Raw genomic sequence first — 26,974 nt, 5'->3', positions numbered from 1 at the left:
GAAGGAGGGAACGATTATGACCAGAAGAATTCAGGCTTATTTCAGAACGGAAAGTGAAGCGGAAGGCGCTAAGACTGCATTGATTCCATACAGTGTGGAGGCTCTGGAAATTTCTCCGCTGACCGATCCGTTGGACAACGGGAGAGACCGCAGACCGAATCTTCTTTTGCCGCTTGTTCCGTATAATAATTCTGCAATCACCGGCGGTACTATGGGTGTGGCAGGAACAGCAGGCGCCTTGAGCGGCGCAGCGGTGGTTCCCGCAGTATCCGACATTGATGATGAAGGACTGAAGCGCTCTGACGTTGACAGAGACAATGATATTGTCCAGGATACGAACATCAATGATGATGTAGATCTGAGTGATGTGAGCATTGTTATGTCGCTGAAGACTACGGAGGAGCATTACAACGAGGTTATTGAGACACTGCGCGGCAAGCATGCCTATGTAGAGGTCTTTGATTAAGGATATGATGAGAGCTGCTTGCTGCTGAGCAGGCTGCGCATCTGCCGCCCCGGCCGGTCCCATGGACCGCCGGGGCGGTTCGCGCTTCCGGACAAAAATTCACTTTACAGCCCGGGCAGGGTAGTGTAAAGTATGCTTGTGCTGGTAAGGACGGGGAATGTCCCAGTAATTGAAACGCTTTCTTTTCTGTAATGCAAACGTAATAATTCTTAAATGTTTCCTTAATATAGGGTGCTTATAATAAAAGCATGACCCCCTTTTTTATAATATATGACCTGGACCTGCAGCAATCGGCTGCAGGTCACTTTTTTTGTAACCACATCTTTCAATACAAATTTCATTTCCTTCCTTGACTTTAGCGCAGTGGTTCAGTAGAATCTAACAATATACGAAATGTTTATAATGCTTTGATGACGGGACCAAGTAATCCGTAATCCACAACCCCAGAGAGGAATCCCCGCAGAACCGGCTATCGCCCCTGAGTAAGGGAGTCATAACCGTTTCGGCACGGCTGTAAGGATTCTGTTGATGACCGGATGAATGACTTCCCCGAGAACGCACGGCGAACGCAAGGCAATAGAAATTGCCGAGGGTCAGTAGCCGGAGCGCGTAGGCGGGCGTTAACCGCTTTGAGCGGATTCAATGATGGTGAGTGAATCCGGAATGTGGGTGGTACCACGGGTGAATAATCGTTTATGATAATCCCTCGTCCCTGTTTGTTACAAACAGAGGCGAGGGATTTTTTGCTTTTTTTTTGAAATGGTGCAATCTAAGGTACAGGCATTGTCAGGCAAGAGGGGTTATTTTCAGGAGGGATAGGCTGTGGCTAAAGAAAGATTCGAGAAACCTACAGGTACACAGGATGTGCTTCCGGGTGCTGTAGAGAAGTGGCAGTATGTTGAAGGCAAGGCCAGAGATCTGTGCCGCCGGTTTAATTACCGGGAGATCCGCACACCGATGTTTGAGCACACCGGGCTGTTCGAGCGCGGCGTCGGTGAGACAACAGATATTGTGGAAGGCGAAATGTATACCTTCAAGGATAAGGGCGACCGTGACCTGGCGCTGCGTCCGGAAGGAACGGCCGGTGTTGTGCGTGCTTACGTGCAGAACAAGCTGTACGGCGAGCCGGATGTCAGCAAGCTGTATTACATCGGTCCAATGTTCCGCTATGAGCGTCCCCAGGCAGGAAGATACCGGCAGTTCCACCAGTTCGGCATCGAGGCGTTCGGCGCAGTGGATCCGGCGATTGATGCGGAAGTAATCTCTCTGGGATATCAGTTCTACAAGGATCTTGGCCTCAAAGACGTCAGAGTCGAGCTGAACTCCGTGGGTAATGCGCCAAGCCGCGCCGCCTACCGTGAGAAGCTGCTGAATTTCCTGAGACCGATGCGCGATACCCTGTGCAGTGACTGCCAGCGCCGGATGGAGCGCAATCCGCTGCGGGTACTTGACTGCAAGGTTGACCAGGATAAATTCGGCGGTGCGCCGTCCATTCTGGACAGTCTTGATGAAGAATGCACTACCCATTTCGAAAAGGTTAAGACGCATCTTGATACCATGGGCGTTGATTACAGCATCAATCCCCGTCTGGTCCGCGGACTTGATTATTACACGCATACTGCGTTTGAGTATAAAGCAGCCGGTATCGGCTCCATCGATACGGTGGGCGGCGGCGGCCGCTACAACGGGCTGGTGGAGGAAATCGGCGGACCGGATCAGCCGGGCATCGGCTTCGGCATCGGACTGGAGCGCATCCTGCTGATTCTGGAGAGCCAGGGTGTGGAGCTTCCGGCAGTGAAGCCGCTGGATGTGTATTTCGTGGCGCTGGGAGAGGCTGCGGATCAGGAGATTACAAAGCAGCTGTTCCTGCTGCGCAGCCAGGGGTTCTCTGCAGAACGAGACTATCTCGGCCGCAAGATGAAGGCGCAGATGAAGTCGGCTGACCGTATGTCAGCACGGTATACGGCGATTCTTGGTGAGGATGAGCTGAACAACGGGGTCATTGCCCTGAAATCAATGGAGACCGGCGAACAGAAGACGGTCAAGCTGGAAGAGCTGGCGCAGGCGCTGGTCTAAAGGCAGGCTAAAACGTATTTTAACCATGAAAGGGTAGGATAAATTATGAGTAGAAGTCATCATTGCGGACAATTAACGCCGGAGCAGATCGGCCAGACTGTAACACTGAACGGCTGGGTTCAGACCCGCCGCGACCTTGGAGGCGTACTGTTCATTGATCTGCGCGACCGTTCAGGTATCGTACAGATCGTATTTAACCCGGATTATTCCGGTGAAGCACTGCAGATTGCCGATAAGGTGCGCAGTGAATACGTACTCTCCGTAACGGGTAAAGTGGTTAAGAGAGACGAGGAAACAGTGAACCGCAACCTGCCTACCGGTGAAATCGAAGTACAGATTACTGAAATTGAAGTGTTGAATGCTGCCAAAACCCCTCCGTTCTTCATCGAAGACGGTGTGGAAGTAGATGAGTCCCTGCGGATGAAATACCGTTACCTCGACCTGCGCCGTCCGGAAATGCACAAGACGCTGCTGCTGCGCTCGAAGGCGGCGAAGATTTTCCGCGACTTCCTTGACGGTGAAGGCTTTATTGATGTTGAAACTCCGATCCTGACCAAAAGCTCCCCTGAGGGCGCACGTGACTATCTGGTGCCAAGCCGGGTGCATGAAGGCGAATTCTTCGCGCTGCCGCAATCGCCGCAGATTTACAAGCAGCTGCTGATGGTCGGCGGCATCGAGCGTTACTATCAGATCGCCCGCTGCTTCCGCGATGAGGATCTGCGAGCTGACCGCCAGCCGGAATTCACCCAGGTCGACATCGAGACTTCCTTTGTGCCGCAGGATGAGCTGCTCGGTATGATGGAGACTTTGATGCAGCGTCTGCTCAAGGAAACAGTTGGCGTGGATGTGGCAGTGCCGTTCCAGCGCCTGACCTATGCCGAAGCAATCGGCAAATACGGCTCGGATAAGCCGGACCTGCGCTTTGGCCTGGAGCTGGTTGAGATGAACGATATCGTTGCCACCAGCGGCGTGAAGGTATTCGCTTCCGTTATTGAAAAAGGCGGCGAAGTGAAGGTTCTCAACGCCAAAGGCTGCGGAACCTGGACCCGTAAGGAAATCGACGACCTCGGGCCATATGCTGCCCGTTACGGAGCGAAGGGTCTGGCCTGGATTCAGGTGAAGGACGGGGAATTCAAAGGACCTATCGTCAAGTTCTTCACTGAAGAAGAAATTGCAGCTGTAAGAGAACGTACAGGCGCTGAAGAAGGCGACCTTCTGCTCTTCTCCGCTGATAACAAGAAGGTTGTTGCGGATGTTCTGGGCGCCCTGCGCCTCAAAATCGGCCGTCAGCTTGGCCTGATTGATGACAGTGTGTTCAAGTTTGCCTGGGTCACTGAATTCCCGCTGCTGAGCTACGATGAAGATCAAAAGCGTTATGTAGCCGAGCATCATCCGTTCACCCGTCCAATGGACGAGGACCTGCACCTGTTCGACACCGATCCTGGTGCGATCCGTGCGCAGGCCTACGATATCGTGCTTAACGGCTATGAAGTGGGCGGCGGCTCCCAGCGTATCTACAAACGCGATGTTCAGGAAAAAATGTTCGAAGCACTGGGCTTCTCACCAGAAGTGGCTTACGAGAAGTTCGGCTATCTGATGGATGCGTTTGAATACGGCACGCCTCCGCACGGCGGAATTGCCTTCGGCTTTGACCGTCTGGTAATGCTGCTGGCCGGACGCACAAACCTGCGTGAGACGATTGCCTTCCCGAAGACGGCAAGTGCAACCGACCTGCTGATGGACGCACCGTCCCCGGTAGATACAGCACAGCTGGAGCAGCTGCATATCAAGCTGGCGCCGAAGCCGGAAAAAGTGAAAAACTAACTACAAACATGCCTGCGGAGCAGCGGAAACAAGCCGCTCTGCAGGTTGCATAATAAAGGAGGCGTGAACCTTATGCTGCATCAGTTCTCGCGTACAGAGCTGGCCATCGGGCCGGAGGGTTTGGACATCTTGAAGAACAGCACTGTGGCTGTGCTCGGGATCGGCGGTGTCGGAGCGATGTCCGTTGAAGCGCTGGCCCGCATGGGGGTCGGCCGGATTATCCTGATCGATAAGGATGCGGTGGATATTACCAATATTAACCGCCAGATTCATGCGCTTACGACCACGATCGGCCAGAAAAAGGCTGATCTGATGGTCGAGCGCGTCAAGCTGATCAACCCGGAGATTGAAGCGATTGCCCTTAACATGTTCTACACGGATGAAACCTATGAGGAGCTGTTCAAGCTTAAGCCGGATTTTGTTATTGATGCCTCGGATACGATTATCTACAAAATCCATCTGATCAAGGAATGTCTGTCCCGGAAGATCCCTATGGTTTCGAGCATGGGCGCAGCCAACAAAATGGACCCTACGCGCTTTAAGGTGGCGGATATTTCCAAAACGGAAATGGACCCGATTGCCCGGGTAATCCGTCAAAAGCTGCGCAAGGAAGGCATCAAAAAAGGCGTGAAGGTGGTATTCTCGACTGAAGTACCGGTGAAGCCGCGTGTGGATGTAACGGAGCAGATTGTTCCGGCCGATGCCCCTGACCGCCGCAAGGCCAAGCAGCCGCCGGCGAGCAATTCGTTCGTACCGCCGGTTGTCGGTCTGATTATGGTCAGTGTTGCTGTTGATGATCTGCTGAAGGCCGGCGGAGCAAGCGTATAAAACCGGCTCTGGTAACAAATAAATGAATGATGGACGAAGGGCGTGAGCAGCCGGATAGCCGGCTGCACGCCCTTTTATTGCGGTTTGCCGCTGATTACCGGTTACAGAGCAGACAATCCGGGTAATATAGCCAGCGGAACTTAACAATCAGTGGAGGTTTTACAATGAATTCGAATTTTTGGCGGAATAGCGTGGGTCTTGAGCCGGGCGATAACCTGAAACGGGAATGGGCTGCAGGGATCCTGTCCTATTTTGCCTCTGTATATATTGTTATGGTTAATGCGGCGATTCTGCATGATGCAGGCATGCCGCTGCGGGCGGGAATGGTGGCCACACTGCTGACGGCGGTTACAGGCTGCCTGCTGATGGCCTTCGGCGGCAAAACGCCGATTATTGTTGTGCCGGGCATGGGTATTAACGCCTTCTTCACCTATACTCTGGTTCATTCCATGAAGCTGGACTGGCGCGAAGCGCTGGCGGTTGTAGTGGTAACCGGCGTACTGTTCGCGGTCGTTGCGTTCACTTCACTGTACCGGATTCTCAGTGAAGCCATACCCCATAATCTGCAGCATGCCATCACGGTCGGAATCGGGCTGTTCCTGACCTTTATCGGCCTGCAAAAAAGCGGTATTGTTATAGCCCACCGGACTACCTTTGTAGCCATCGGCCATTTCAGTGATCCGGCGGTTATCACCTCCTGTGTAACACTGATTCTTGCGCTGGTGCTGTTCATCCGCGGAACGCGCGGCGGGCTGCTGATCAGCATGATTGCCGGCACGGGGCTGGCCTATCTGCTCGGAGCAGCCCATAAGCCAGAAACAACGGAGCCGGGCCATGTATTTACCGGCTATGGTGATGTATTTGCCGGTATGGACTGGAGCGGGATGATCGGCCTGGTGTTCTGGATTGCCGTATTCCTGCTGCTTCTGATTGTCGTATTTGAAAATATCGGGCTGATCTCCTCGCAGACGCTGATGGCCGGACGGCCGGAACGGTTCAAGAGCAGCCTGCGGGCACTCTCCATTGCCAACATTGCGGCAGGCCTGTTCGGCAGCAGCCCGGTCGTTGCGGCTGCGGAATCCACTGCAGGCATCGCGGCAGGCGGCAAATCCGGCCTGACCTCACTGGTTACCGGACTGCTGTTCGGGGCAACCTTTCTGTTTATCCCCCTGCTGGCTTACGTGCCGGACAGTGCCATCGCACCGATTCTGATCGTTATCGGCGGCCTGATGGTCCAGAGTGTAAGGGAGATGGATCTCAGCGACATGACAGAGCTGTTCCCGGCTTTTCTGGTGATGGTCATGATTCCATTTACCTACAGCATCGTGGACGGTATGGCGTTCGGCTTCATTACTTACCCGATTGTTAAGCTTGCTACGGGGAAAGGCAAGGATGTGCCTCCGGCGCTGTACGGGATTGCCGGGCTGTTTGTAGCCAACTTTGTGCTGCATGCTCTAATGGGTTAGAGGATTAATCTGGATTTACTGAAGGTGATGTGCTATGATGGGTATCCTTTTTGTGTAAGTGATATCAGCCTTGCACGGGGTAAACCAAACTCAAATACTTTTAGGAGGTAACTGAAATTGGAGGACAACTTTCAAAGTGCCTATCAAGAGGAAGAAGACAGGCTGAACAGCACGCTTACCGAAATTGATTCGATCCTTACAAGACTTAAGAGCACCCCGGTGTACACAGGACACGATTATACGGAACAGGTGCTGGAGGATTCAAGAGAGCAGCGGCGCAAGGATCTGGCCAAGCTCGTGCACGAGCCTTATTTCGGCCGTCTTGACTTTCAGGGCAGCGGTGAGGGGGAAGCCCGGCCGCTCTATATCGGCAAAATCGGCGTGGACCGCGAGCAGGTAAGCGACCGTCCGCTGGTCATCGACTGGCGTGCACCGGTAGCAAGCCTGTTCTATTCATTCACCGGCGGAACCGAGCCTGCCTCGTATGAAGCTCCGGAGGGCCTGATCGAAGGGCTTGTGTATCTTAAGCGCAATGTGGTGATCCGCAAGCAGATTCTGGAACGGGTTGCGGATACATACAACCGGAACAGCGATGCGCCTACCGTGTCAGATGAATTTCTAGTCTACCGGCTGGGCGAGAACAAGGATAACCGGCTCCGCGATATCGTCTCGACGATTCAGGAGGAGCAGGACAGGATTATCCGTGCGGTAAAGAATACGGCGCTGATCATCCAGGGGGTAGCGGGCAGCGGTAAAACTACGGTCGCCCTGCACCGGCTGGCTTTCCTGCTGTATCAATACAAGGAGCAGGTTTCGGCAGAGAGAATGATTATATTTGCCCCGAACCGGATGTTCCTGGATTATATCTCCGATGTGCTGCCGGAGCTTGGGGTGGGTAACATTGCCCAAAGCACCTTCCCGGACTGGGCGGCGGCTGTACTGAGCCTGGAGCTGCCTGAGCAGAATGCGGCGGAGACGCTGAACCGGTGGTTTGAGGCCGAGGGCGGCATGCCGGCTATAACGGAAGAAACGCCGGGACGCTTCAAGGGTTCTACAGTGCTGATGGAAGTGATTGAGTCGGCTGTCAGACAGCTGGAAACCGGAGCGGTTCCCGAAGGGGATTTCATTCCGTGGGAAGGCGCTGTGCTGCGCCGCTCGATGATCCTGCGCTGGCATAATGAGGAATACGCTCCCTATCCGCCGCTGAAGCGCAAGGAACGGGTGATGGCGCGGATCCACCGCTGGATCGAGATGGAGCTGAAGAAGAGTCCGTCTGCGGCTGCCCTGAAGGAACGGAAGAAGAAGGCTGCCGCCCGGGAGAAAACCTACAGCGGTAAATGGCCGAAGTATAATCCGCTGATGATTTACAAGCAGATTTTCCGCGCAGCCAAGGTGCCTGAGGACTGGCCGGCTGAAGCGCCGGAGCTGATTCCGCAGGGTGTGCTTAAAGAAACCGTGAAGGAGCTCAAAAAAGGCATTCTGCGCGAAGAAGACCTGCCTCCGCTGCTCTATATCCATTATCTGCTCAGCGGCAATGAGGGGACAGAGCGCTTTGACCATATCGTAATTGATGAAGCACAGGATTTCTCGCCTTTCCAGATTGCTGTGCTGGATTTATATGTGAAAGGGCACTCCTTCACCATCCTCGGTGATTTATCACAGGGAATCCATGCGTATAAAGGAGTGCACGAATGGTCTGAAATGTCGACCCTGTTCGCTCCTGAGCATACAGCTTATCATGCGCTGACGCGAAGCTACCGCTCAACAATGGAGATCATTGAATTCGCCAACGGTATCCTTTCAGCCGGCGTACAGAGCCCGCTGCTGGCTGTGCCGGTGTTCCGCAGCGGTAATCCGGTCCGTCTGATCGATTACAGCGGTGAAGCGCCTAAGGCTGCCTCAGGAGCCTCTCAGCGCCTGAACGCAGTCAGAGCGGCGCTGGCTTCACTCTCCGGGCGTGAATACCGCACAGTGGCTGTGTTGACCCGCAGTCTGCGCGAAGCAGAGGAGCTGTACGCTGAGCTGGGAGCCCATTTCGCGGATCTCCATCTTATTGACGGGAGTATGACAGAGTATCACGGCGGGCTGTCGGTGCTGCCCGTCTATCTGTCCAAGGGACTGGAGTTCGACGCTGTCATTCTGGCGGATGCGGACACAGGCCATTACGGGGAAGCAGCCTGGGATGCGAAGCTGATGTATGTCGGCTGCACCCGTGCGCTGCATGAATTGTGGCTGCTGCATGGCGGGGACCTGCCTGCCTATGTGCAGACAGCAGGGGAAGAGACCGTCTCCGGCTGGCCGGAGCCCGCAGCCCGGTAATTATATACACAAAGGACCGCCCTGATTATACAGGTGCGGTCCTTTTTATATGCCGGGGTCCCCTCAAAACAGCTGAGTATCTGCTAAGAGGAATTCCGCTTGGCAGGGGGATTTTGCGTCAGGCTTTAGCCGTCTATTCTCCGTTGCTGCTTTGGTCCTTGCCGCTGAAACGGAACCGTTCCACCTGCTGCTGCATGTCGGCTGCCATCCCCGACAGCGCCGTTGCCGATGAGGTGATCTCCTCCATCGAAGCCAGCTGCTCCTCTGTAGCTGCCGTTACGCTCTGGAACGAATCAAGTGCAGCTTTGGCAATGATGGCCATCTCCTGTACGGAGGCGGCAACCTCAGCCGAGCTGGCGGACATCTGCTCGGTGATGGCCGAGACTTCATGGATCTGCTCACCGACATGCCGGGTGGAGGTCTCAATCTGGGCGAAGGTCCTGCTTGCATCCTCGGTCAGATTCATTCCCTGCTCCACGTCCGCAGCCACTTTGAACCGCATCACATCATAGGCGCTGGCGATCAGCCCGACCATTTCAGAAATGGTCTCATGGATCTCTCCCGCACTGGACCTGGTAGCCTCGGAGAGCTTGCGGACTTCACCGGCGACAACGGCGAAGCCTCTGCCGTGCTCTCCGGCCCGGGCGGCTTCAATGCCGGCGTTCAGCGACAGCAGATTCGTCTGCTTGGCAATCGCGGTGATCGCGGTGCTTGTCTCGGCTACTTTGGCGCTTAGCGTGTTGAGCTGGGCAATCAGGGCGCCGGACTGATGGACGGATTCGCGGATGATCTGCATCTGCTCACCGACATGCTGCACTCTGGCGCTGCCTGTGTTCACATCCTGCTCAGTCAGCACTGCGGCACTAACAATGGACTGGGAAGCAGAAGCAATCTTCTGGATCGCTGCGGACATCTCATCCATGGTCGTCGCCACCTCCGAGGAGGCGTAGGCCTGGGTCTCCACGCCGCGCGTAGATTCCTCTACCAGCTCGGTGACATACTCGACAGCCCGGCTGTTTTCTCCGGTGCTTGCGGTAAGCTGCTCGCTGGCGGCAGCCAGATGTCCGGAGGTTTCAGCCACCTCCTGAACCATAGTCCGCAGGGAGGAGACCATCATGTTATAATTGGCGGCCAGCTCGCCGATTTCATCTGTCCGCCGGGTGTGCACTGCCTCATCCAGATAACCGCCGCTGACTCTTTTGGCTGAGTTGTTCAGCTGGATAAGCGGGGCGGTGATGTTACGGATAATGATAAAGGTGGCAGCCGCAGCCAGAACGAGGGCAACAGCCAGGACAAGCGCCGATTTCACCAGAATCGGATAAACCGCTCGGGTATATTCGTCTTCAGGGAGTACGGCAATCAGCTTGAAGCCGCTTAAGCCGTTGCTGATATAATATCCGGCCATTTCAGTTCCTGTGAGCTCATCCTCATAGGTGATTTCTCCTGCAGGACCGCCGGTCAGCGCTGCTGTCTGAACCTCGCTTACAGCGGTACCCGCATCCAGTGATGGATGGTAGATAACCTTATTCTGGCTGTCCAGAATATAGACGTATCCGCTAGAGCCGACGCTTACATTCTGGGCAAGCTCCATAAGCTCTGTTAGGCTGAGGCTGATGGTAACAGCCCCCTTCCCGTCAGGTAGGGCTCTTGAGATCGGCAGAATAAAGCTCTCCGTAACCCTGGAGAAAATGGGATCAATGAGCGAGGTTTTATCCGGAGCCTCCAGTGATTTAATGTACCAGTCTCTTTCACGCGGATCATAATCCTCAAGCTGTGAATCAGGGGAGAACATGTACTGGCCGGTGCTGTTGCCGACTGCAACGATATCTATCTCCGGATGCTCTGACTTGAACTGGTCAATGTGCTCCCGGATTGAAGCGGCATTTGCACCGGCGTTCATATCGCTGGAACTAAGCTGAAAGGCCAGGGTATTTACGTTGGCGATTTCCAGCTGAATCAGCTGGGAAAGGGTTTTGTCGAGCAGATGAATGCTTGAATTGGTGGTTTCCTCCATTTTGGAGCGCAGCTCTGATTCCGATGTAGACGTCGAGATGACCGTCAGAGCCAGCGAGGGCAGAAGAATAGCAGCGATCATAAACAGCATCAGCTCAGACCGGAGCTTTTTTAATTGGAAAATTCGCTTGAATACACGCCTCACTGCCGCCATATTACATTCCCCCGAAAGTTTTTTTGTAAAGCATAGGCCTCTATTCTCATAGAATTGATGCATATTTAAATACTTATTTCGACATAAATCGACCATATAATTAGTTATTTGTCAAAAAATATTTCCGGTTTTGGTGGAGAACGATTATAACTATTCTTGAACTTGTATCGATCCGGCAGCTATGGCTTAATAATAAGTGTCCGGCCGGGCAAGATTACTTCTGGAAGGAGGCTGATTGAAATGATTTCAGTATACGAGGTGGTTTCCGTCTAAGGGCGGAAATCCTGTTAAAGAGGAGGCCGCGAGGCCTCCTTACTTACAACACCTGAAGCGAGGCCGCCCCTCTGAGGGGAAATAAAATTGACTGTGAATGTAGACGCTAACCATAGGGTTTTATATAATGAACTTACGGTATTTACCAAATATGAGCTGAAGAAAGGAGGCAGGTGCAATGATTATTACTTTAAATGCGGCAATTGACGGACACAAAGGGACACACCTGTTGAAGGAGGAAACACAACGTGAGTTATGTAAATGGAAAGGATGTGCTCCCCCCGGGCCTGCTCGAAGAGCTTCAGGGATACATTCAAGGTGAATTGCTATACATCCCGAAGAAGACGGAGCAACGGGTAAGATGGGGTGAGAACAGCGGCTCCAGGCAGGAGATTGCCAGCCGCAACAAAGAGATTTTCTGCAGTCACAGCAGCGGCTGCTCGGTGAACGAGCTGCAGAAGAGATATCACCTCTCGGAAGAAAGCATCCGCAAGATTATTTCAAAAATGCGGCTGGCGATGAACCGCTAGCCTGAAATTTGAACAAAGAGCATGGCACCCGCTGAAGAGAGCGAGGTCATGCTCTTTCTATGTTTTGTGGTATGATAGGGGGAGGTATTCAGGCGCTGCATGTCTGAAAGTTAACAGCAAGGAAGTGGACTTATGGATTTATTCTCACTCGGGGACAATAGCGGAGGCGGACGGCTGCTTGCCGACCGTATGCGTCCGCAAAGTCTAGATGAATATATTGGCCAGGAGCATATTATCGGGCCGGGCAAGCTGCTGCGCAGGGCGATCGAGGCTGACCAGGTTTCGTCGATTCTTTTATATGGCCCTCCGGGCTGCGGCAAAACAACGCTGGCGCATATCATTTCCAAGCACACGCAGGGCGAGTTCGTCCGGCTTAATGCGGTTGAAGCCTCTGTCAAGGATGTGCGGGAGGTGATCGACCGCGCCCAGAGCAGCAAGGCGCTTTACGGCACTAAGACGATTCTGTTTCTGGATGAGGTGCACCGTTTTAACAGCTCCCGGCAGGATGCGCTGCTGCCTGCCGTTGAGAAGGGCACCATTATCTTTATCGGCGCGACGACAGAGAACCCGTTCCACTATGTGAACGGGGCCCTGATGAGCCGCTCCACGCTTTTCCAGCTGGAATCGCTGACCAGCGAGCACAGCATGGCAGCGATGCGGCGGGCACTGGCCGATGAGCAGCACGGGCTTGGCTTCATGCGGCTTGCGGCCGATGAAGACGCGCTGCTGCACATTGCAGCGATGGCAAACGGCGACATCCGGCGGGCGCTCAACGCGCTGGAGCTGGCGGCGATGACTACGGCGCCGGAGCCGGACGGCAGTGTGCACATCACACTGGCTGTGGCGGAGGAGTCCATCCGCCGGCCGATTGTCAAGGCGGACGAGTCCACCCAATACGATGTGCTGTCCGCCTTCCACAAAAGCATCCGCGGCTCCAGTGACGCCGCGCTGTTCTGGTTCCTGTATGCCGTCGAGAAGCTCGGCATGGACCCGATGACCTTTATCCGCCGGCTGATTGCAGCCTGCAGCGAGGATATCGGCCTGGCCAACCCGCAGGCCATGGTCCAGGCGGTCAGTGCGCTGGACGCCTACCGCAACAACGGCTGGCCGGAGGCAAGGCTCAATGTAACCCAGGCGATTCTGTTCGCAGTCGAAAGCCCAAAATCCGATGCGGTGGTTGCAGCAATCGCTAACGTCATGAATACTCTCGAAGAGCTGAAGTCTGCGGAGGTGCCGCTGCATTTACGCGATACGCACTATAAAGGCGCAGCAAAGCTGGGGCATGAAGGGTACCAGTACCCGCATAATTACCCGGGCCACTATGTCCGCCAGGAGTATTTGCCGAAGCAGATTGCCGGCAAGGTGTTCTATGAGGCCACCGAGCAGGGCAACGAAGCTAAGATCCGGCATAACCAAAGGCTGCGGCGCGGGCAATAAGCCGGAGAATTACTACTTGAACCGCCCGGGAAGTAACAAATAGGATAAGAGCCGCTGCTTGGCTGGGGGAGATGGTAATCCTTTGGCGCGAGGAGCGGCTTTTTCTTTCAGTCCGTATGATTTGCATTGCATTGAGTTACAAAAGCTGCTATTTTTCTGGAAAATACTACTATAGTCATATAGAAAAGCTCTCGGATATATGGTATATATTTACATAGAAAGAAAATCATCCTAAGAATTAGACCATGAAATGCACGTTGAAAGCGAGGTGGAAGATTCTTCTGACATTTTATTTGTTGTAATGGATGGTCCATCTGGGGAGGCGCAGTGCAGATATGCTATGGACAGAAGTGAAAATATGAATTGGAGGGAGCAGGGCTAGGATGGGCAAAGGGATCAGGAAAGGCTGGGCTTTATCCTTGAGCTTTATGTTAGCGGTTACATTTACAGGGACTGCCATTCATCCGGCTGTGGGGACAGCGGCGGCAAACGGTTATAATTATGCAGAGGCACTGCAGAAATCTATTTATTTTTACGAAACACAGCGTTCCGGCAAGCTGCCGGAGAATAACCGTGTAGAGTGGCGGGGAGACTCCGGGATGCTGGACGGTGCGGATGCGGGTCATGATCTGACAGGCGGCTGGTATGATGCGGGAGATCATGTGAAGTTCGGATTTCCTATGGCATATACAGCTACAATGCTGGCATGGTCAGTCTATGAGTACAAGGACGGGTATACACAAGCTGGTCAGCTGGAGGAAATCCTGGATAATATCCGCTGGGCAACTGATTACTTCATGAAGGCGCACACAGCTCCTAATGAGCTATGGGGGCAGGTTGGCAACGGGACGGCAGATCATAATTGGTGGGGAGCGGCAGAAGTGATGCAGATGCAGCGTCCCTCCTACAAAATTGACGCAGCTCATCCCGGCTCTGATCTCGCAGCAGAAACCGCTGCGGCGCTGGCTTCGGCCTCGATCATCTTCAGGGATTCGGACGCTGCGTATGCGGATGAGCTGCTGGTGCATGCAAGACAGCTCTATACCTTCGCTGATACCTACCGGGGCTCCTATTCAGACAGCATTACGGATGCCAAGCAGTATTACAATTCATGGAGCGGCTATGCCGACGAACTGAGCTGGGGCGGGGTCTGGCTGTATCTGGCAACCGGCGAGCAGACCTACTTGGACAAGGCCGTTGCCGCCAGCAATCTGTGGGGCACGAACCAGTCAGGGCAATGGGGCTATCAGTGGACACAGTCCTGGGATGACAAGCATTATGGTGCACAGCTGCTGCTGTCGCGTATTACCGGTGACACGAAGTTCATTCAATCCACCGAACGCAACATGCAGTACTGGACTACCGGCGTAAACGGCACAGGTGACCGCGTAGCATACACTCCAGGCGGGCTTGCGCATCTTGATCAGTGGGGGGCATTGAGATATGCTGCCAACCATGCTTTTCTGGCTTTTGTCTATGCAGACTGGGTCAACGATCCTGTAAAAGCAGAACAGGCACGCTCATTTGCTGAACGGCAGATCACCTATATGCTGGGCGACAATCCGCGGAACAGTAGCTACGTAATCGGCTTTGGCAATAATGCGCCTGAGCATCCGCATCACAGGACTTCCCATGGCTCATGGAGCGACAGCCAGTCGACTCCGGCTAATCACCGTCATATCCTTTATGGCGCTTTGGTGGGAGGCCCTTCCAAGATAGACACCTATTCCGATACCATCAGCGATTATGTCTCCAATGAAGTTGCAACCGATTACAATGCAGCGTTCACAGGAGCCTTAGCCAAAATGATGACACTGCACGGGCAGGGACAGCAGCCGCTTTCCTCCTTTCCGGCAGCTGAAACACCGGAGGATGAAATGTTTGTTGAGGCCTCAGTGAATGCCAGCGGCAGCCATTTTGTGGAGATCCGTGCGGTTATTAACAACCGTTCCGGCTGGCCGGCCCGGGCCAGTAAATCCATGTCATTCCATTACTACCTGGATTTAAGTGAAGCAGCAGCAGCCGGGTATGGACCTGAGGACATTACAGTAACGGCTGGCGGATATAATCAGGGTGCAACGGTATCTGCACTCCTTCCGTACGATGAAGCGAATCATATTTATTACACCAAGGTAGATTTTACCGGAACTCTCATTTATCCGGGAGGCCAATCTGCTTACCGCAAGGAGGTACAGTTCCGGATTGCCGGACCGCAGAATACGGCATTCTGGAATAATTCGAATGACTTCTCTTATCAGGGAATAGCAGGCGGAGGAGCTTTGCCGGTAAAAATGGCGAACATTCCGGTGTTTGATGCAGGAGTCCATGTATTTGGCGAAATGCCGCCCGGAGGCGGCCAGCCGGGTGAGCCGCAGGCACCGGCACGTCCTACTAATGTTGCAGTCACTGCAGGGAATGCCAGCGTCAGCCTGTCCTGGAATAAGGTCAGCAGTGCAACCGGATACGCAGTCAAGCGGGCAGAGGTAAGCGGCGGACCGTATACTGCAATTGCGAATGTGGCAGGAGGCACCAGCGCCTACACAGACAGCAGTGTGGTTAACGGAACGACTTATTATTATGTAATAACTGCATCTAACAATGTAGGAGAGAGCGTTGGGTCTCTACAAGTCAATGCCACACCGCAGGATGTACCGCCTCCGGCAACCGGTGATTTGCGGGTAGAATACCGTAACAACGATTCGAATACCGGGGACGGGCAGATGCGTCCGCAATTGCGTATCGTGAATACGGGCACTACAGCAGTGCCGCTGAGCGGACTGAAGCTACGCTACTACTTTACCGTTGACGGGGATAAGCCCCAGCAGTTCCATTGTGATTATGCGGTGGTTGGCAGCGGTAATGTGAACGGAACGTTTGTCAAGCTGGAGCCGTCGAAGAGCGGAGCGGATTCTTATCTGGAAATATCTTTTGGCACGGGTGCGGGAAGTATTGCAGCCGGAGGCAACAGCGGAGAAATCCAGGCACGCACCAATAAGACGGACTGGAGCAGCTATAACGAAACGGATGATTATTCCTACAGCGGAACACAATCAGCCTTTGCTGAATGGAGCAAAGTAACATTGTACCGTGACGGAGCACTTGTCTGGGGATTGGAACCATAATTTATCCAAGAGAGGAAGTCTGCCTACAATGATGAAATTGAGCTTATGCAAGAAGCCTGTTTCTTTGATCATGGCCTCAATTCTATTTCTCTCCCTTATTAGCGGTCTGTGTACCCTGAGCCCCCAAACCGCCAAAGCCGCCTCCGCAGAAGAGACACGGTTCCTGCAATTGTATGCCCAGCTGAAGGATCCGGTTAACGGGTACTTCTCAGCAGAGGGCATACCCTACCATGCAGTAGAGACGCTGATGAGCGAGGCTCCTGATTACGGGCATATGACGACCTCGGAAGCTTACAGCTACTGGATGTGGCTCGAAGTTCTGTATGGCCATCATACCGGAGACTGGAGTAAGCTGGAAGAAGCCTGGGACAATATGGAAAAGTATATTATTCCAATAAATGAAGGCGACGGCGTGCAGGAGCAGCCGACAATGAGCTTTTACAATCCGAACAGCCCGGCCACATATGCTTCAGAATTTGCCCAGCCGGATCAGTATCCCAGCTTGTTAAGCGGTAAGTACGCCGCAGGGAAGGACCCGCTGGATGCGGAGCTGAAGGCGGCTTACGGCAACAACCAGACCTACCTGATGCATTGGCTGGTGGACGTGGACAACTGGTACGGATTTGGCAACCTGCTCAATCCGTCACATACTGCCGCCTATGTAAATACTTTTCAGCGGGGCGAGCAGGAATCCGTGTGGGAAGCAGTCCCGCATCCATCACAGGATAACAAAGCATTCGGTAAAGCGAATGAAGGCTTCATAAGCCTGTTCACCAAAGAGAGCAGCGTGCCTTCCGCCCAGTGGCGCTACACCAATGCCACTGATGCTGATGCGCGGGCTGTACAGGCGATGTACTGGGCCAAGGAGCTCGGCTACAACAATACCGTCTATCTGAATAAGGCCAAGAAGATGGGCGACTATCTCCGGTATGGCATGTACGACAAATATTTTCAGAAGGTTGGCAGCGGTGCCGACGGAACTCCTGAAGCGGGAACCGGCAAGGATTCTAATCAATACCTGCTTGCCTGGTACACAGCCTGGGGCGGCGGGCTCGGCCAGAGCGGTAACTGGGCCTGGAGAATTGGTGCCAGCCATGCGCATCAGGGCTATCAGAATGTAGTTGCCGCCTATGCGCTTTCTGATCCGGAGGGAGGACTTGTTCCCTCTTCAGCAACGGCCGGACAGGACTGGAGCAATTCTCTGAAGCGCCAGCTTGAATTCTATACCTGGCTGCAATCTTCCGAAGGTGCAATTGCCGGAGGTGCAACCAACAGCTATGACGGCGCTTATAAAGCCTATCCGGCAGGTACGAGCACTTTCTACGGCATGGCCTATGACGATGCGCCGGTCTATCATGATCCCCCGTCCAACAACTGGTTCGGGATGCAGGCATGGAGTGTTGAACGCATAGCTGAGCTGTATTATATTCTCGCTTCAAGCGGGGATACTTCCTCGGAGAACTTTCGGATGGCTAAACAGGTTATAGAGAATTGGGTGGACTGGTCATCGGATTATGCTTTTGCCGGAAGCAGACCAGTAACAGATGCTGAGGGGTATTATCTGGATAGTGCGGGCAACCGTATTCTCGGAGGAGATAACCCGCAGGTAGCTACAGTTGCCGCTCCGGGAGAGTTCTGGATTCCCGGAAATGTGGAGTGGGCGGGCCAGCCGGATACCTGGACCAGCTTCGCAGCCAGTGACGGCAACAGTAATTTAAAGGCCGTTACCAAGAATCCGAGCCAGGATACCGGCGTGCTTGGCAGCTATATTAAGGCGCTTACCTTCTTTGCTGCCGGTACGCAGGCTGAGCACGGTAGCTATACCGCTCTTGGCGGGCAGGCGCAACAGCTGGCTAAGGCTTTGCTGGATACCGCCTGGGGCTATAATGACGGAGTAGGCATTGCGACAACGGAGAGCCGCGGCGATTATTTCCGCTACTTTACCAAGGAAGTCTATTTCCCAAGCGGCTGGACAGGAACATTCGGACAGGGTAATGCCATTCCGGGCAGTGCTACAGTTCCATCCGACCCAGCCAAAGGGGGAAGCGGTGTTTATGCCAGCTATACAGATATCCGTCCGGATATCGTGAACGATCCTGACTGGCAGTATCTGCTTGATAAATACAACTCCTCTTACAATACCGTTACCAAGCAATGGGATAACGGGGCGCCTGAATTTACCTACCACCGTTTCTGGTCCCAGGTAGATATGGCAACAGCCTATGCCGAATATGACCGGCTGATTAACGACAGTAACGGACCGGTTGAGCCGGCTGCTCCCAAAGCACCGTCCAAGCCTAATGCGACTGCAGGTAACAACAGTGCTCTGCTAAGCTGGAATAAGGTGAACGGTGCGGACAGCTATACCGTGAAACGGGCGGTTACGAGCGGAGGCCCGTACACGGATGTTGCTTCAGTTACGCAGGTAACTTACAGTGACACTACTATAGTGAACGGAACGACTTATTATTACGTTGTCAGTGCCTCTAACAGCACCGGAACGAGCCCGGACTCTCCAGAGGTGAGCGTCAAACCGGCTGCGGTACCTATTCCGGCCGTAGGAGATCTGGTGGTACAGTACAAGACCAGTGATACCAATCCGGGGGATAACCAATTCCGGCCGCAGCTGCGGATCGTGAACAACGGTACGACTTCCGTGTCGCTCAAGGACGTGAAGCTGCGCTATTATTACACGATCGATGGCGAGAAAGATCAGCAGTTTAATGTGGATTATGCGACATTGGGCGGAAGTAATGTACTCGGAGGTTTTGTAAAGCTTACTCCTGCGGCAACAGGTGCGGATTATTATGTGGAGATTTCTTTTACAGCAGGTGCAGGAAGCCTGGCTCCGGGAGCCAATACCGGGGAAATCCAGCTTCGCATCAATAAAACAGACTGGAGCAATTATAACGAAGCTGGTGACTATTCATATGATCCGTCCAAAATTTCGTTCTCGGACTGGGAACGCGTGCCGCTGTACTTGAACGGTACACTGGCATGGGGGCTGGAGCCTTAATGCTGTCTAAGTGTTAGAACCAGAGCCGCAGGTGCCGGTATATTCGGGCTTGCGGCTTTTCCTCTCATGATCACCTGTATCCTTAGGATGCTACGCAAAATAAATGCAAAAAATGACAAATTCCCTAATTTCGAAGTCGAAATTTGTCGTATTTGTCATATTAATTAACATGAAAATATTTTTTTATTGAAAAATGATTGATAATTTACCATGAGTCAATTAGAATAAACTCTAACATTCAGGGATTGCTTCCATAATAATCCTAAAATTTAAAGTACAGTTGGTTGGTAGGGTTACTGTATGTGACATCTTCCTGCCCTTTATAAAAAATCCTGGTGTTAGGGTGATGAATTTGAGTGAAGATTTACTGCGAATCGAGAATTTGACGACATCCTTCAGAATTGCAGACGATTATTATGCTGCAGTTGATGATGTGACGCTCACGGTGAAGAAGAATGAGATTCTGGCGATCGTGGGAGAATCGGGGTCGGGTAAGAGCGCCCTTGCTTTTTCTATAATGGGTCTGCACACAAAGGCAAGAATTGAAGGGAAAGTAATTTACAAAGGCCAGGATATTGTCCAAATGTCTCCCGGCATGCTGAATAAGGTCCGCGGCAAGGAAATGTCGATGATTTTCCAGGACCCTTTGGCTGCATTAAATCCGCTAATGATCATAGGCCAGCAGATTGAAGAAGTACTGCTGCTTCACGATACCGGCCTCTCCAAGAAACAGAGAAAAGAAAAGGTGCTTGATCTGTTGACCAAAGTGGGCATCCCCCGCCCTGAACATACATACCATCAATATCCGTACGAATTATCCGGCGGTATGCGCCAGCGGGTCATTATCGCCATTGCGATTGCCAACGGTCCGCAGCTGCTCCTCGCCGATGAGCCGACCACTGCGCTCGATGTGACGATTCAGCTGCAGATTCTTGAGCTGATCAAGAAGCTGAAGGAGGACATGGAGGCCGGAATTATTCTTATTACCCATGATCTCGGGGTTGTCAGTGAGATGGCAGACCGGGTGGCAGTCATGTATGCCGGCCAGATTGTTGAAATTGCCGACATTTACACGCTGACCTCTAATCCGCAGCATCCGTACACCAGATCCTTGTTTAATTCCATTCCTACAGTAAAAGAAGTCAAGTCAAGGCTGCATGTGATCCAGGGGATTGTGCCTTCGCTCAAGAACCTGCCGCGTACCGGCTGCCGGTTTGCAGCAAGAACGCCATGGATTGATGCCTCCGCGCATGAGGAGAATCCGCAGCTGCACGAAATTGCTCCGGGCCACTTTGTCCGCTGCACCTGCTACAGACATTTTCATTTCCCGGAGAGCACGGAGGAGGCTGGCACCAATGGCATTGCTTGAAGTTAAAGATTTGCAGGTTCATTTTCCGATCAGAGGCGGGATTTTCAGCCGTCAGGTTGGTGAAGTCAAGGCGGTTGACCGTGTTAACCTTTCTATCGAAGCAGGGCAGACCTATGGTCTTGTCGGAGAATCCGGCTCGGGTAAAACGACTACCGGCCGGGCCATCATCGGACTGAACCAGATTACGGGCGGCAACATCCTGTTCGAAGGCATTGATCTGGCCTCCAGAGGGGCCCGCAAGCAGGATAATATCCGCCGCGAAGTACAGATGATTTTTCAGGACCCGTATTCCTCGCTTAATCCGAAAAAACGGGTGCTGGATATTATCGCTGAGCCGCTGCGTAATTTCGAGAAGCTGTCCCCGCAGGAGGAAATGCGGAGGGTGCAGGAGCTGCTGGAGCAGGTTGGCCTTAGTGCGGACAATGTTCTTAAATATCCGCATGAATTTTCCGGCGGCCAGCGCCAGCGTATCGGGATTGCCCGCGCGATTGCCCTGAAGCCCAAGCTGATTATTGCCGATGAGCCTGTCTCGGCGCTGGATGTATCGGTACAGGCGCAGGTGCTCAACTTCCTGCGGGATATTCAGAAGGAGCTGAATTTGACGTATCTGTTCATCAGCCATGATCTCGGAATTATCCGGCATATGTGTGACCGTATCGGTATTATGTACAAGGGCCGTCATGTTGAGGAAGGTACGCCTGAGGATATTTTTGACAATCCGCACCATATTTATACCAAGCGTCTCATCGCGGCAATTCCGGACATCGATCCTCTACAGCGCGAGGAACGGAATACCTTCCGCCGGTCCGTAAGTGAAGAGTACGAAAACGCCTACCGGAGCCATTTCGACCAAGACGGCCTGGCTTACCCGTTACGATCCATTTCCGATACCCATATGGTGGCTATGCCCGAGAAAGGTTGAGACGTATGTGGAAGATTATTGTACGAAGACTGTTAATTATGATTCCCCAGGTATTTCTGTTAAGTATTCTCGTATTTCTGATGGCCAAATCCATGCCGGGCGATGCACTCACCGGGATGCTTGATCCGAATATCGACCCTGCAGCGATTGAGGCAATGCGGGAAAGGCTGGGACTGAATGATCCCTGGCACATCCAGTACTGGAACTGGATCAGCAATGCCGTTCAAGGCGACCTTGGCCAGTCCTTCAACTTCAAAATGCCTGTGACTGAGCTGATTGGCCAGCGGATGATGAACACCCTGTGGCTGTCGCTTGCCACGCTGATCCTTACATATTTGATTGCCATCCCGCTTGGCATCATCAGCGGACGCTTCAATGATACATGGGGCGACCGTCTGATCACCGGCTATACCTATATCGGTTTCGCTGCCCCGCTGTTCATTGTAGCGCTTGTAATGCTCTGGATGTTCGGCTTCTATTTCTCCTGGTTCCCTACCGGGGGAAGCGTATCGCCTGGTGCGGTTCCCGGCACCTTCAGCTATGTGCTCGACAAAATATATCATTTGCTGCTGCCGGCCTTATCTATCGCGTTAATTACGACTGTAGGTACTGTCCAGTATCTGCGTAACGAAATTATTGATACGAAGCAGAAGGATTTTATTCTTACCGCCAGAGCAAAGGGTGCCTCCGAATCGCGGGTCTACAACCGCCATATTCTGCGCAACTCGCTGCTGCCGATTGCCGCCTTTTTCGGATATGAGCTGACAGGGCTCATCGGGGGGACCATCTTTGTAGAAAGCATCTTCAGTTATCCCGGCATGGGCCAGCTGTTCCTGGGCTCGATCGTCATCCGCGATTTCACCGTGGTGACGGCACTGGTGCTGTTGTATGGGATTGCCACCATCATCGGCTCCCTGCTGTCCGATATCATATTAAGCATTGTTGATCCGCGCATCCGGATTAAATAAGGATCAGAACTTACACTGAGGTGAAATGAAATGGCAAAGTCAAGCGCTGAGCTCTCGCTCCCGCACAATATCACAAAAAGTCCGTCAGGCTGGAGCATCATCTGGCGGGAAATTTTCAAAGATAAGCTGGCACTGGTATCCCTGATTTTTTTGGGTCTGATCTTTCTCGGAGTGTTCGGGACAGCCCTGTTCCTCAACCAGGAGGAGATTGTAAGGGTTGATCTGTTTTCACTATATAAAAAGCCTTCGGCCGAGTTCTGGCTGGGTACCGACTATGGCGGCCGGGATGTATTCGGTCAGCTTATTATCGGTACACGCAACTCGCTGAGCATCGGAATTATGGTTACTCTGATGACCGGAATTATAGGAATAACAGTCGGGCTGGTTTCCGGGTACTTCGGCGGCCTTATCGATAACCTGTTCATGCGTCTGGTTGACTTCTTCATGATTCTGCCGATGCTGATGATGGTTATCGCCTTCGTAACGGCTGTTCCGAAATACAACACGCTGACCTTTTCGCTCATTATGACCGCCTTCCTGTGGATGGGGATCGCGAGGCTGATCCGCTCCAAGACGCTGCAGGAAAAAGAGCTGGAATATGTCCAGGCTTCCCGGACACTCGGCTCCTCCCATCTTAAGATTATCTTCAAACAGGTGATGCCGAACCTCAGCTCGATCATTATCGTAACGATGACCCTGAATCTTGCGGCTAACATCGGACTTGAGTCAGGCTTGTCCTTCCTTGGCTTCGGATTTCCAGAAAGCACGCCGAGTCTGGGTACGCTGGTCAGCTATGCCCGCAACCCGCAGACGCTGGAGTCCAGATGGTGGATTTGGTTACCCGCATCACTGCTGATCTTAGTGTTGATGTTGAGTATAAATAATGTCGGTCAGGCGCTGAAGCGTGCGACGGACGCAAGACAAAGAAAAGGATAATAAGGGAGGAAGAAACAAGTATGAAAAAAAGAAAAACCGCCAAGACCATGCTGGTAAGCCTGCTGCTGGTGCTGTCGCTCGCAGTAACTGCCTGCGGCTCCGGCAACAATGAGGCTGCTGAGCCTTCAGCAACCACTGCAGCTACAGATGCTGCTGCTACTGCCGCTCCAACAACTGCACCTGCAGCAGAAGACGGGCTCTACAACATCGCAGATTTCAGCAATGTTAAATCGAACCAGGGTGAAGCCATTGAAGGCGGCACACTCAACTTTGGCCTTGTATCTGATACTCCCTTTGAAGGAACTTTGAACTTTAACTTCTATTCCGGTGCTCCGGATGCTGAGGTACTTGAATGGTTTGACGAAGGCCTGCTGACATGGGATAAAAACTATGTGTACACCAATGACGGCGCGGCTACCTATGAAGTCTCTGAAGACGGACGCACGTTCACCTTCACGATCCGCGACAATGTAAACTGGCATGACGGCAAGCCGGTTACGGCTGAGGATTGGCTGTTTGCCCATGAAGTTATTGGTAACCCGGCTTATGACGGTCCGCGTTACGGTTCTGACTTCACCAACATTGTCGGTATGGAAGAGTATCATGCCGGTACAGCAAAGACAATCTCCGGGATCAAGGTACTTAACGAGAAGCAGCTGGAGATTACTTATGTTAAATCGACTCCTTCCCTGCTGACAGGCAGTATCTGGTCTTATCCGCTGGCTAAGCATATCTTTGGAGCAATGGATGTTGCCAAGATCTCTGCTTCCCCTGAGGTCCGCCAGAAACCAGTCGGTTTCGGTCCGTTCAAAGTAGAAAGTATCGTACCGGGTGAATCTGTAGTGTATGTGAAGAATGAAGATTACTGGCGCGGTGCTCCTAAGCTGGATAAGGTTATTCTGAAGGTAGTTCCTCCGACAACTGTTGTACAGGAGCTTAAAGCTGGTAACATCGATATTGTCGACAGCTTCCCGATTGACCAGTTCCCTGATAACTCCGGTTTGTCGAACGTTGAATATCTGGGCGCGATTGACCGTGCCTACACTTATGTAGGATTTAAGCTTGGTAAATGGGATGCAACTAAAAATGTAGTTGCACCAGATCCTAATGCCAAAATGGCAAATGTAGCTCTGCGTAAAGCAATGTGGCAGGCAGTTGATAATGATGCTGTCGGCAAAAACTTCTATCACGGCCTGCGCTGGAATGCTACAACACTGATTCCGCCATCCCATCCTGAATTCCATGACAGCAGCAATCCTGGTATGCCTTATGATCCTGAAGCAGCGAAGCAGACACTTGAAGCTGCAGGCTTCAAGATGAACGGTGAATTCCGTACCAATCCGGACGGCAGTCCGCTGACTATCAATTTCATCTCCATGACAGGCTCGGATATTGCTGAGCCGCTGGCCCAATATTATGTGCAATCCTGGAAAGCAATCGGTCTGAATGTTACGCTGGAAATGGTTGAATTCAATACCTTCTATGACCGCGTAGGCAGCAACGGTGAAGATGATCCTACAGTTGACGTCTACCAGGGTGCCTGGACAGTGGGTATCGACGTAGATCCGCAAGGTCTGTATGGCCGTGATGCGATCTATAACTTCCCGCGGTATGCCAATGAAGAGAGCGACCGTCTGATGGCTGAAGGCGTATCTGAAGCCGCATTTGATGTAGAGAAGCGTAAGGAAATCTATAAAGAATGGCAAGCGCTGATGGTTGAAGAAATCCCTGTATTCCCAACCCTGTACCGTGCTGCACTGGTTCCGGTTAACAACCGTGTCCTGAATTATGCTATTGGCGACGGAACTGGCGTCTATAGATATGGAATTGCAGTGTCCGCTGATAAGGGCATTGCTGCACAATAATATTTGTACCCGCAATTAATAAAAATCCCTTTGGCCTAGGCCAAAGGGATTTTTGTATTCCAGCCAAATGCGGCTGATGAACTGACTATAATATCGAAAGGGAATTAGCCTTGCGGCTGGGGAACAACCTTCCGCGCTGCTTCAATCGTCCCGCCGCCCAGGCACTGCTCGTCCAGGTAGAATACAACCGCCTGTCCCGGAGTGATCGCCTTCTGCGGTACATCAAACAGCACATCTAAGCTGCCGTCTTCCCGCGCCGTCAGCGTGACACCCTGATCAGGCTGACGGTAGCGGAACTTGGCAGTACACTTCAGCGGTGCGTCTCCAGGCACCAGCGTCCGGCCGTCGATCCAGTTCACGCCTGAAGCGGTCAGGCTGGTGGAGTACAGGCTGGGATGCTTGTCTCCCTGCACAACATAGAGAATATTCTTCTCCAGGTCCTTCTCGGCAACAAACCAAGGCTCGCCGTTACCGGAGCCCCCGATTCCGAGCCCCTGCCGCTGTCCCAGCGTGTAGTACATCAGGCCGTCATGCCGGCCCTTGACCTCACCGGTGGCAATATCGACCATATCTCCCGACTGCGCCGGCAGATACTGGCTGAGGAATTCACGGAAATTGCGCTCACCGATGAAGCATACTCCGGTGCTGTCCTTTTTCTTCGCAGTATACAGTCCGGCTTCCTCGGCGATTCTCCGCACCTCCGGCTTCGGCAGATGGCCGATCGGGAACATAGCCTTTGACAGCTGGCTCTGGTTCAGCGCGTTCAGGAAGTAAGTCTGATCCTTATTATTGTCCACGCCGCGCAGCAGCCTGAAGGTGCCGTCTTCGTCCACAACACGGGCATAGTGGCCGGTTGCCACATAATCCGCACCGAGCTGCAGCGCTTTGTTCAGGAACTCCCCGAATTTGATCTCCCGGTTGCACATAACATCCGGATTAGGAGTCCGGCCTGCCTTATATTCATCAAGGAAATAAGAAAAGACTTTATCGAAGTATTCCTTTTCAAAATTAACGGTATAGTAAGGAATATCGATCTGCTCGCATACACGGCGCACATCCTCAGCGTCGGTCTCGGCAGTGCACACTCCGAATTCGTCGGTATCATCCCAGTTCTTCATAAAGATGCCGATGACGTCATAGCCCTGCTGTTTGAGCAGAAGCGCTGTAACGGAGGAATCAACTCCTCCGGACATGCCGACAACGACACGTGTATCCTGTTTAGCCTTTGTCATTCCAATCACCATTTTCTATGCACAAAATACCGGTTATCTGAACTGAACACCCGGCTCATTTCGTATTATAACATACCTGTCTACTCTTAACTGCCTGAGGACTAAGGAATTTGGTGCAGAAACAGCGGAGATTTTGACAATTTGTCCACCACTGGCGA

The 26,974-nt window shown here is 52.8% G+C and carries 17 protein-coding genes; 15 read left to right on the top strand and 2 right to left on the bottom strand.

Annotated features, from left to right (window positions below; all coding sequences use genetic code 11):
* The first annotated feature begins 16 nt into the window (after window positions 1–16).
* The 6 genes from R70723_RS24415 (at window position 17) to R70723_RS24390 (ending at window position 8,979) form a co-directional block, all read left to right on the top strand.
* Entirely contained in the window at window positions 17–466 is a 450-nt protein-coding gene (locus R70723_RS24415; RefSeq protein ID WP_039876288.1) for a hypothetical protein, read from the top strand.
* Between the two features lie 822 nt (window positions 467–1,288).
* Entirely contained in the window at window positions 1,289–2,542 is a 1,254-nt protein-coding gene (gene hisS / locus R70723_RS24410; RefSeq protein WP_039876285.1) for a histidine--tRNA ligase, read from the top strand.
* Between the two features lie 45 nt (window positions 2,543–2,587).
* Window positions 2,588–4,366, top strand: a complete 1,779-nt coding sequence (gene aspS / locus R70723_RS24405; protein WP_039876283.1) for an aspartate--tRNA ligase — start codon at window positions 2,588–2,590, stop codon at window positions 4,364–4,366.
* Between the two features lie 72 nt (window positions 4,367–4,438).
* Complete coding sequence (locus tag R70723_RS24400) at window positions 4,439–5,194, top strand: tRNA threonylcarbamoyladenosine dehydratase (protein WP_039876281.1); 756 nt, start codon at window positions 4,439–4,441, stop codon at window positions 5,192–5,194.
* A 164-nt stretch (window positions 5,195–5,358) separates the two neighbouring features.
* A complete protein-coding gene (locus R70723_RS24395) occupies window positions 5,359–6,660 on the top strand; it encodes an NCS2 family permease (RefSeq protein ID WP_039876278.1) in 1,302 nt (433 codons plus the stop codon).
* Between the two features lie 117 nt (window positions 6,661–6,777).
* On the top strand, window positions 6,778–8,979 hold the full coding sequence (locus R70723_RS24390; RefSeq protein WP_039876276.1) for a HelD family protein: 2,202 nt from the start codon (window positions 6,778–6,780) through the stop codon (window positions 8,977–8,979).
* Window positions 8,980–9,112: 133 nt separating this feature from the next.
* On the opposite strand, the gene R70723_RS24385 is transcribed toward R70723_RS24390, so the two are convergent.
* Window positions 9,113–11,146, bottom strand: a complete 2,034-nt coding sequence (locus tag R70723_RS24385; RefSeq protein WP_039876273.1) for a methyl-accepting chemotaxis protein — start codon at window positions 11,144–11,146, stop codon at window positions 9,113–9,115.
* A gap of 521 nt (window positions 11,147–11,667) precedes the next feature.
* Here R70723_RS24385 and R70723_RS24380 point away from each other — a divergent pair.
* From R70723_RS24380 to R70723_RS24340, 9 genes are all read left to right on the top strand, one after another.
* A complete protein-coding gene (locus R70723_RS24380; RefSeq protein ID WP_039876272.1) occupies window positions 11,668–11,949 on the top strand; it encodes a CD3324 family protein in 282 nt (93 codons plus the stop codon).
* A 132-nt stretch (window positions 11,950–12,081) separates the two neighbouring features.
* Window positions 12,082–13,386 carry a replication-associated recombination protein A gene (locus R70723_RS24375; protein WP_039876268.1) on the top strand — a complete coding sequence of 435 codons (1,305 nt, stop codon included), beginning with the start codon at window positions 12,082–12,084 and terminating at the stop codon, window positions 13,384–13,386.
* Between the two features lie 383 nt (window positions 13,387–13,769).
* Entirely contained in the window at window positions 13,770–16,508 is a 2,739-nt protein-coding gene (locus tag R70723_RS24370; RefSeq protein WP_039876266.1) for a glycoside hydrolase family 9 protein, read from the top strand.
* Window positions 16,509–16,539: 31 nt separating this feature from the next.
* A complete protein-coding gene (locus R70723_RS24365; protein ID WP_039879228.1) occupies window positions 16,540–19,524 on the top strand; it encodes a glycoside hydrolase family 48 protein in 2,985 nt (994 codons plus the stop codon).
* A 352-nt stretch (window positions 19,525–19,876) separates the two neighbouring features.
* Complete coding sequence (locus tag R70723_RS24360; RefSeq protein ID WP_039876264.1) at window positions 19,877–20,893, top strand: ABC transporter ATP-binding protein; 1,017 nt, start codon at window positions 19,877–19,879, stop codon at window positions 20,891–20,893.
* Window positions 20,880–21,815 carry an ABC transporter ATP-binding protein gene (locus R70723_RS24355; protein WP_039876263.1) on the top strand — a complete coding sequence of 312 codons (936 nt, stop codon included), beginning with the start codon at window positions 20,880–20,882 and terminating at the stop codon, window positions 21,813–21,815. Before R70723_RS24360 ends, R70723_RS24355 begins: the two co-directional genes overlap by 14 nt.
* A 5-nt stretch (window positions 21,816–21,820) precedes the next feature.
* Window positions 21,821–22,783, top strand: coding sequence for an oligopeptide ABC transporter permease (gene opp4B / locus R70723_RS24350; protein ID WP_039876261.1), 963 nt, complete (start codon window positions 21,821–21,823; stop codon window positions 22,781–22,783).
* Between the two features lie 30 nt (window positions 22,784–22,813).
* Window positions 22,814–23,719 (top strand): ABC transporter permease, encoded by a 906-nt coding sequence (locus tag R70723_RS24345; RefSeq protein WP_039876260.1) that lies wholly within the window; start codon window positions 22,814–22,816, stop codon window positions 23,717–23,719.
* 20 nt (window positions 23,720–23,739) lie between these two features.
* Window positions 23,740–25,584: an oligopeptide ABC transporter substrate-binding protein gene (locus R70723_RS24340; RefSeq protein WP_039876258.1), complete on the top strand. Its 1,845-nt coding sequence runs from the start codon at window positions 23,740–23,742 to the stop codon at window positions 25,582–25,584.
* A 104-nt stretch (window positions 25,585–25,688) separates the two neighbouring features.
* Here the strand turns inward: R70723_RS24340 and mnmA are convergent, their stop codons facing one another.
* Window positions 25,689–26,816 (bottom strand): tRNA 2-thiouridine(34) synthase MnmA, encoded by a 1,128-nt coding sequence (gene mnmA, locus R70723_RS24335; protein ID WP_179088064.1) that lies wholly within the window; start codon window positions 26,814–26,816, stop codon window positions 25,689–25,691.
* Window positions 26,817–26,974: the final 158 nt, after the last annotated feature.

This window comes from Paenibacillus sp. FSL R7-0273, from assembly GCF_000758625.1.
Taxonomy (GTDB): Bacteria; Bacillota; Bacilli; order Paenibacillales; family Paenibacillaceae; genus Paenibacillus_AQ.
This window is presented reverse-complemented; position numbering and strand designations above follow the sequence as displayed.

What these genes read in the sequence shown, in the direction of transcription:
- R70723_RS24415 (WP_039876288.1), top strand. Translation starts at nt 17, where the DNA reads ATGACCAGAAGAATTCAGGCTTATTTCAGAACGGAAAGTGAAGCGGAA.
- aspS (WP_039876283.1), top strand. Translation starts at nt 2,588, where the DNA reads ATGAGTAGAAGTCATCATTGCGGACAATTAACGCCGGAGCAGATCGGC.
- R70723_RS24400 (WP_039876281.1), top strand. Translation starts at nt 4,439, where the DNA reads ATGCTGCATCAGTTCTCGCGTACAGAGCTGGCCATCGGGCCGGAGGGT.
- R70723_RS24395 (WP_039876278.1), top strand. Translation starts at nt 5,359, where the DNA reads ATGAATTCGAATTTTTGGCGGAATAGCGTGGGTCTTGAGCCGGGCGAT.
- R70723_RS24385 (WP_039876273.1), bottom strand. Translation starts at nt 11,146, where the DNA reads ATGGCGGCAGTGAGGCGTGTATTCAAGCGAATTTTCCAATTAAAAAAG.
- R70723_RS24375 (WP_039876268.1), top strand. Translation starts at nt 12,082, where the DNA reads ATGGATTTATTCTCACTCGGGGACAATAGCGGAGGCGGACGGCTGCTT.
- R70723_RS24370 (WP_039876266.1), top strand. Translation starts at nt 13,770, where the DNA reads ATGGGCAAAGGGATCAGGAAAGGCTGGGCTTTATCCTTGAGCTTTATG.
- R70723_RS24365 (WP_039879228.1), top strand. Translation starts at nt 16,540, where the DNA reads ATGAAATTGAGCTTATGCAAGAAGCCTGTTTCTTTGATCATGGCCTCA.
- R70723_RS24355 (WP_039876263.1), top strand. Translation starts at nt 20,880, where the DNA reads ATGGCATTGCTTGAAGTTAAAGATTTGCAGGTTCATTTTCCGATCAGA.
- opp4B (WP_039876261.1), top strand. Translation starts at nt 21,821, where the DNA reads ATGTGGAAGATTATTGTACGAAGACTGTTAATTATGATTCCCCAGGTA.
- R70723_RS24345 (WP_039876260.1), top strand. Translation starts at nt 22,814, where the DNA reads ATGGCAAAGTCAAGCGCTGAGCTCTCGCTCCCGCACAATATCACAAAA.
- R70723_RS24340 (WP_039876258.1), top strand. Translation starts at nt 23,740, where the DNA reads ATGAAAAAAAGAAAAACCGCCAAGACCATGCTGGTAAGCCTGCTGCTG.
- mnmA (WP_179088064.1), bottom strand. Translation starts at nt 26,816, where the DNA reads ATGACAAAGGCTAAACAGGATACACGTGTCGTTGTCGGCATGTCCGGA.